The organism is Qipengyuania sp. (genome assembly GCF_048550555.1).
GTDB lineage: Bacteria > Pseudomonadota > Alphaproteobacteria > Sphingomonadales > Sphingomonadaceae > Qipengyuania.
The window spans coordinates 1-5,253 of record NZ_JBLYYF010000047.1 but is presented as its reverse complement, the minus strand read 5'-3'; the positions used below and the strand labels follow the sequence as shown (position 1 = coordinate 5,253).

Here is a 5,253-nt window from a genome sequence, read left to right as displayed (position 1 = left end):
TCGTTCTTGTCATGCGCGATGCCGGTCACGTGCTGGCGTTCCATGTCGCCCTTCTCCACCAACTGGTTCATTTCTTCTTCCGACACGATCATCGTGCCGGGGTGATCGTCGGCGGGAATGGCATCCTCGCCGACGAAGCTCGAGAGGACCTGCACGCGCACGCCCTCCTTCATCGCCAGGCCCACCGAACGCGTCTGGAGCACCTTGGCCCCGACGCTCGCGAGCTCGAGCATTTCCTCGTAGGTCACCGCCTTCTGCTTGCGCGCCTTGGCGACGATCCGCGGGTCGGTGGTGTAGACGCCGTCGACATCGGTGTAGATGTCGCAGCGATCGGCCTTGATGGCCGCCGCCACGGCCACCGCCGAGGTGTCCGAGCCGCCGCGGCCGAGCGTGGTCACGCGGCCGTCGTCGCCCAGACCCTGGAAGCCGGGGATCACCGCGATCTCGCCCGCCTGCATGCTGGCAACGAGGGCATCGGCATCGATGCTCTCGATGCGCGCCTTGGCATGCGCGTCGATCGTGTGGATCGGCAATTGCCAGCCGAGCCAGCTGCGTGCCTTGCAGCCGAGCGACTGGAGGGTGAGCGCGAGCAGGCCCGAGGTGACCTGTTCGCCGCTGGCGACGACGACGTCGTATTCGGCCGGGTCGTAGAGCGCGTTCGCCTCGCGGCAGAAATTGACCAGCCGGTCGGTCTCGCCGGCCATGGCGGACACGACCACCGCGACCTCGTGGCCGCGTGCGGCCTGCTTGCGCACGATGTTCGCCACGCGCCGGATGCGCTCGGTCCCCGCCATCGAGGTGCCGCCGAATTTCATCACGATACGGGCCAAGCGCAAGGGTCTCCGTGCTGGAATGCGTGAGGCTAGGCTGCTAGCCACGCCGCATGAGCGATGCAACCACGCAGAAGCGTAGCAAAACTTCGGGCGGCCAAACGATCCGGCCCGACGAAGCCGCGCATTTCGGACAGCTGGCCAAGGACTGGTGGGATCCCAAGGGGTCCTCGGCCATGCTCCACCGGCTCAACCCGGTCCGGCTGCAGTTCCTGCGCGAGGCGATCGACCTGCACTGGGCGAGCGATATCGAGGCGCGCCGCCCGCTGGCGGGCAAGTCCGCGCTCGATGTCGGCTGCGGCGCCGGCCTCCTGTGCGAACCGCTGGCACGGCTCGGCGCCGAGGTCACGGGCGTCGATGCCGCACCCGAGAATGTCGCCGCCGCGGCCCTGCATGCCGAGGGCGCGGGGCTCGACATCCGCTACATGGCGGGCGAGATCGGCGATCTCGACATCGGCAGGTTCGATCTTGTCACCGCGATGGAGGTGATCGAGCATGTCGCCGACAAGCGCGCCTTCGTCGCGGCGCTGGCGGCGCGGCTCGCGCCCGATGGCCTGATGGTGCTCTCCACCCCCAACCGCACGCCGCAATCGCGCCTGCTGATGATCGGCGCGGCCGAAGGGCTCGGGATGATTCCCAAGGGCACGCATCACTGGGACGATTTCATCACTCCCGAGGAACTGGGCGATCTGCTCGACGAAGCCGGGTTGGAAATGGGTGACCCCAAGGGCATCGGCTTTTCGCCCGCCAAGGGGCTGCACCTGTCGAACGACTGCGCGCTCAACTACATCGTCACCGTCCGAGCGCGCTGAGGACCAGCGCCGGGTCGTCGGTGAAGACGCCGTCGGCACCCGAGGCTGCGACCATCCGCGCAAGCGTCGCGACATCGCCCGCGGCACTCTCGCCCGCGCCCCGCCGCAAGGGTGCAGGAAGAAAGGCGTTCTCCTTGCGCAAGGTCCAGGGATGCACCTCGAGGCCCGCCGCATGGGCGTGCGCGACGAGTTCTGTCGGCGTGCCATCGGCATTGAGGACATGGCCGAGATAGGGCCCGATCCCGTCGGCATAGCGCGCCACCTCGGCGAGCCCGCTCGGGGTCATGACATCCGCCCAGGTCTGCGCTGGCTCGTCGTAGGGGCCGCCTTCCGGACCGACCAGCAACACCAAAGGAGTGTCGACAAGCGCGTCGAGGCGCTTGAGCGGCCCGACTTCGAAGACCTGCACGAAGACCTGGTCGTCCGCATCATCGAGATCGGCCTTCCTGAGCGCGGTGGCGAACAGGTCGACCACGTCGATGCCCGCTTCCTGGAGTAACCAGGTCGGATGCTTGAGCTCGGGGTAGATGCCGATGGGGCGTCCGGTCTCGGCCTCCTTGGCGCGGACCAGCGCGACGATCTCTTCGAAGGTCGCGAGCGGATAGAGCCCGTCGAAGCGCGCGTTGGCGGGGCGCAGGCCCGGCATGCGCTCCTTCGCGCGCAGCGTCCGCAATTCGGCCAGCGTGAAATCCTCGGCGAACCAGCCGGTCACTAGGCGGCCTTCGATCGTCTTCGACCGCTTGCGATCGGCGAATTCTTCGTGATCGGCGACATCGGTGGTCTCGCCGATCTCGGTCTCGTGCCGTGCGACGAGATGCATGTCCTTGGTCGGCACGAGGTCGGGCTCGATATAGTCGGCCCCCTGGTCGATCGCGCGTTCGTAAGCTGCCAGCGTATGCTCGGGCCGCTCCCCGCTCGCGCCGCGATGCGCGATGACGATGAAATCCTCGTTCGGGGCGGCCGCGGCCGGCGTCGCGACCAGCGCCGCGAGGATCAGGAGAAGTGCGCGGACCATTCGTCTTCCTTGAATCCGACCAGCAGGGCCCCGTGGTGCTCGACCACGGGCCGTTTGATCATCGAGGGGTTCTCTTGCAGCAATGTGACGGCCTTGGCGGCATCGATATCGGCCTTCTGCGCGTCGCTCAGTTTGCGGAAGGTGGTACCGCGGCGATTGAGCACGGTGTCGACGCCCGCGGCCTCGATCCACGCGGCCAGCTTGCCCGCATCGGCGCCTTCCTTCTTGTAATCGTGGAAGCTGTGGTCGAGCCCGCGCGCATCGAGCCAATTGCGTGCCTTCTTGACCGTGTCGCAGTTGGGGATGCCGTAGAGATGGATGGTCAAACTGTCTGTCCTAAAAGATGAAGCACACGGAGCACGTCCCAGACACCAAAGCGCCTTGGGCTAAATGCCGCGCGATTTCGGCGGTTTGAGTGGTGGTCGCGGCGGCATGCAAAGGTGTCTAACCTGTCGGATCGCTGCAGGACAGGGCCGAAGTTGGAACATGCGGATCACGGGCGATAGCGACGGCTGAAAAGTGCGATCCTACCAGTTGGGAAATTTTCCCAACCTTGCGCAATCGGCACTGACGCACCCGCTCAGGCAAGCCGCATGAATCGCAGAATTTCGGGCTTTTCCGGATTTGGCATGCCTCCTGCAATCTTCTTGGCAACGGCAAGGCGGACTTGCCGAGAAACACAACGGAAGGAAATGCACCATGATCACCTCGAACAACCAGAACTTCTTCGCAGCCGCTTTCTCGATCGCCATTTCGGCAGCGCTGTTCGCCTCTGCCATCATCCCTGGCAGCCCCGCAGTCTTCGCCTGATTCACGACAACAGCCTGGGCCCCGCCCCACACCCGCTCACCGACCAAGGAATTCCAAGATGTTCGCCTCGACCAACCAGACCGTCTTCGCTGCAGCCTTTTCCATCGCACTCTCGGCAATGCTCTTCGCGACCGCCATCGTCCCGGCCAGCCCGGCGGTCTTCGCCTGACCAAGAGTTGAGAATGATGCCCCCTCAGGATCGCGGCGTCAGCGACTGAGCCGACTACCTAATCCTCGTCACAAGATGCGCGTCGGCGATCGCGACCGCCAGCGCATCGGCCGCATCGGCCCCGCCGATCACAGCGCCCGGCAACAGCACCTTCAGCATGGCCTGGACTTGAGCCTTCTCGGCCCCGCCGGTACCCACCACCGCTTTCTTGACCAGCCGCGTAGCATGTTCGTTGACCGCCAGCCCTACCGCACCGCAGGCCGCCAGAACAGCGCCGCGCGCCTGCGCCAGCTTGAGAGTCGACTGCGGGTTCTTGTTGACGAAGACCTCTTCGACCGCCGCGCGGTCGGGGCGGTGCGTCGCGATCACCTCGGCCAAAGCCGCCTGCAGCGCGGCCAGCCGCTCGGCCATGGGCGCCTTGGCATCGGTGGGAACCTGGCCGTTGGCGACATGCGCGATGCGCGAGCCCTCGGCCCGGATCACGCCCCAGCCGGTGCAGCTGAGCGAAGGGTCGAGGCCGAGGATAATCAGAGCCGAAGACCGAGACGCGGGCCGATCTGCATCATGCCGAGGTAGAGCAGGATGGTGGCGGCGCAGCCGACGCCGAGCGCCAGCCAGAAATTCACGCCCTGCCGCAGCAGCAGCGGGATCAGCAGGAACATCGGCAGGCTGGGCAGGACGTACCAGAAGGTCGCCTCGGCATGGCGTGCCATGTTCTCCGCATCGGGGCGCGCCATCCAGAGGAAAATCATGCCGAGGATGGACACCAGCGGCAGGCTGGCGATCAGCGCCCCCATGGTCGGCAGGCGTCGACCGACTTCCGCAATCGCCGCGATCATGACGCCGGCAAGCAGCGCCTTCGCGACGAAAGCCAGCATCAGCCCAGCTTCTCCATCACCTCGTCGGAGATGTCGTAATTGCCCCAGACGGTCTGGACGTCGTCATCGTCTTCGAGCGCGTCGATCAGCTTGATCAGCGTCGAGGCGGTGTTCTCGTCCATCTCGACGGTGATGTTGGGCTTCCACGCCAGCTTGACGTTTTCCGCCTCGCCCAGCGCCTTTTCGAGATCGCCCGCGACCTGGTGCAAATCGTCGGCGGCGGTCCAGATCGTGTGCCCGTCCTCGCTGCTCTCGATATCCTCCGCACCCGCTTCCATCGCCGCTTCGAGGACCTTTTCCTCGTCGCCCGCGCTCGCCGGGTATTCGATCAGCCCGAGCCGTTCGAAGCCGTGCTGCACGCTGCCCTCGGTACCGAGGTTGCCGCCGTTCTTGCTGAAGGCGGTGCGGATGTTGGTAGCAGTGCGGTTGCGGTTGTCGGTCAGCGCCTCGACGATGATCGCGCTGCCGCCGGGACCATAGCCCTCGTAACGGACTTCCTCGTAATTCTCGCCGTCGGCCGCGCTCGCCTTGTCGATCGCCCGCTGGATATTGTCCTTGGGCATCGACTGCGCCTTGGCGGCGTTGACCGCGAGACGCAGGCGCGGATTCATGTCGGGATCGGGCATGCCCATCTTCGCCGCGACGGTGATTTCGCGGCTGAGCTTGGAAAACATCGCGCTGCGCTTCTTGTCCTGCGCGCCCTTGCGATGCATGATGTTCTTGAATTTGGAATGGCCGG

9 protein-coding genes are annotated in these 5,253 nt (G+C 65.7%); 3 read left to right on the top strand and 6 right to left on the bottom strand.

Features of this window, described 5'->3' with window-relative positions; translation table 11 throughout:
* Nucleotides 1-830 (bottom strand): aspartate kinase (locus ACN4E0_RS13205; protein ID WP_419568549.1); only part of this gene is annotated, 830 nt, incomplete at its 3' end.
* 53 nt (nt 831-883) lie between these two features.
* Between ACN4E0_RS13205 and ubiG the strand changes: the two genes are divergently transcribed.
* Nucleotides 884-1,642 (top strand): bifunctional 2-polyprenyl-6-hydroxyphenol methylase/3-demethylubiquinol 3-O-methyltransferase UbiG, encoded by a 759-nt coding sequence (gene ubiG, locus ACN4E0_RS13200; RefSeq protein ID WP_419568547.1) that lies wholly within the window; start codon nt 884-886, stop codon nt 1,640-1,642.
* Here the strand turns inward: ubiG and ACN4E0_RS13195 are convergent.
* Nucleotides 1,623-2,657, bottom strand: a complete 1,035-nt coding sequence (locus ACN4E0_RS13195) for a glycerophosphodiester phosphodiesterase (protein ID WP_419568545.1) — start codon at nt 2,655-2,657, stop codon at nt 1,623-1,625. The two genes, ubiG and ACN4E0_RS13195, sit on opposite strands and share 20 nt — an antisense overlap.
* The gene (locus tag ACN4E0_RS13190; protein ID WP_419568543.1) at nt 2,636-2,983 is read right to left on the bottom strand and encodes an arsenate reductase; all 348 of its coding nucleotides are present in this window, start codon (nt 2,981-2,983) and stop codon (nt 2,636-2,638) included. The genes ACN4E0_RS13195 and ACN4E0_RS13190 overlap by 22 nt, the downstream gene beginning before the upstream one ends.
* Before the next feature lie 373 nt (nt 2,984-3,356).
* On the opposite strand from ACN4E0_RS13190, the gene ACN4E0_RS13185 reads away from it, so the two are divergent.
* Together ACN4E0_RS13185 and ACN4E0_RS13180 are read left to right on the top strand one after the other, a co-directional pair.
* Entirely contained in the window at nt 3,357-3,467 is a 111-nt protein-coding gene (locus ACN4E0_RS13185; protein WP_419568541.1) for an enoyl-CoA hydratase, read from the top strand.
* A gap of 58 nt (nt 3,468-3,525) precedes the next feature.
* Complete coding sequence (locus ACN4E0_RS13180) at nt 3,526-3,636, top strand: enoyl-CoA hydratase (RefSeq protein WP_419568537.1); 111 nt, start codon at nt 3,526-3,528, stop codon at nt 3,634-3,636.
* A gap of 54 nt (nt 3,637-3,690) precedes the next feature.
* Here the strand turns inward: ACN4E0_RS13180 and ruvC are convergent, their stop codons facing one another.
* From ruvC to ACN4E0_RS13165, 3 genes are all read right to left on the bottom strand, one after another.
* Nucleotides 3,691-4,167, bottom strand: a complete 477-nt coding sequence (gene ruvC, locus ACN4E0_RS13175) for a crossover junction endodeoxyribonuclease RuvC (RefSeq protein WP_419568551.1) — start codon at nt 4,165-4,167, stop codon at nt 3,691-3,693.
* Nucleotides 4,164-4,514: a DUF3147 family protein gene (locus ACN4E0_RS13170; protein WP_419568535.1), complete on the bottom strand. Its 351-nt coding sequence runs from the start codon at nt 4,512-4,514 to the stop codon at nt 4,164-4,166. The genes ruvC and ACN4E0_RS13170 overlap by 4 nt, the downstream gene beginning before the upstream one ends.
* Nucleotides 4,514-5,253: YebC/PmpR family DNA-binding transcriptional regulator (locus tag ACN4E0_RS13165; protein ID WP_419568533.1), on the bottom strand; the 740-nt coding region annotated here is incomplete at its 5' end. The genes ACN4E0_RS13165 and ACN4E0_RS13170, both read right to left, overlap by 1 nt.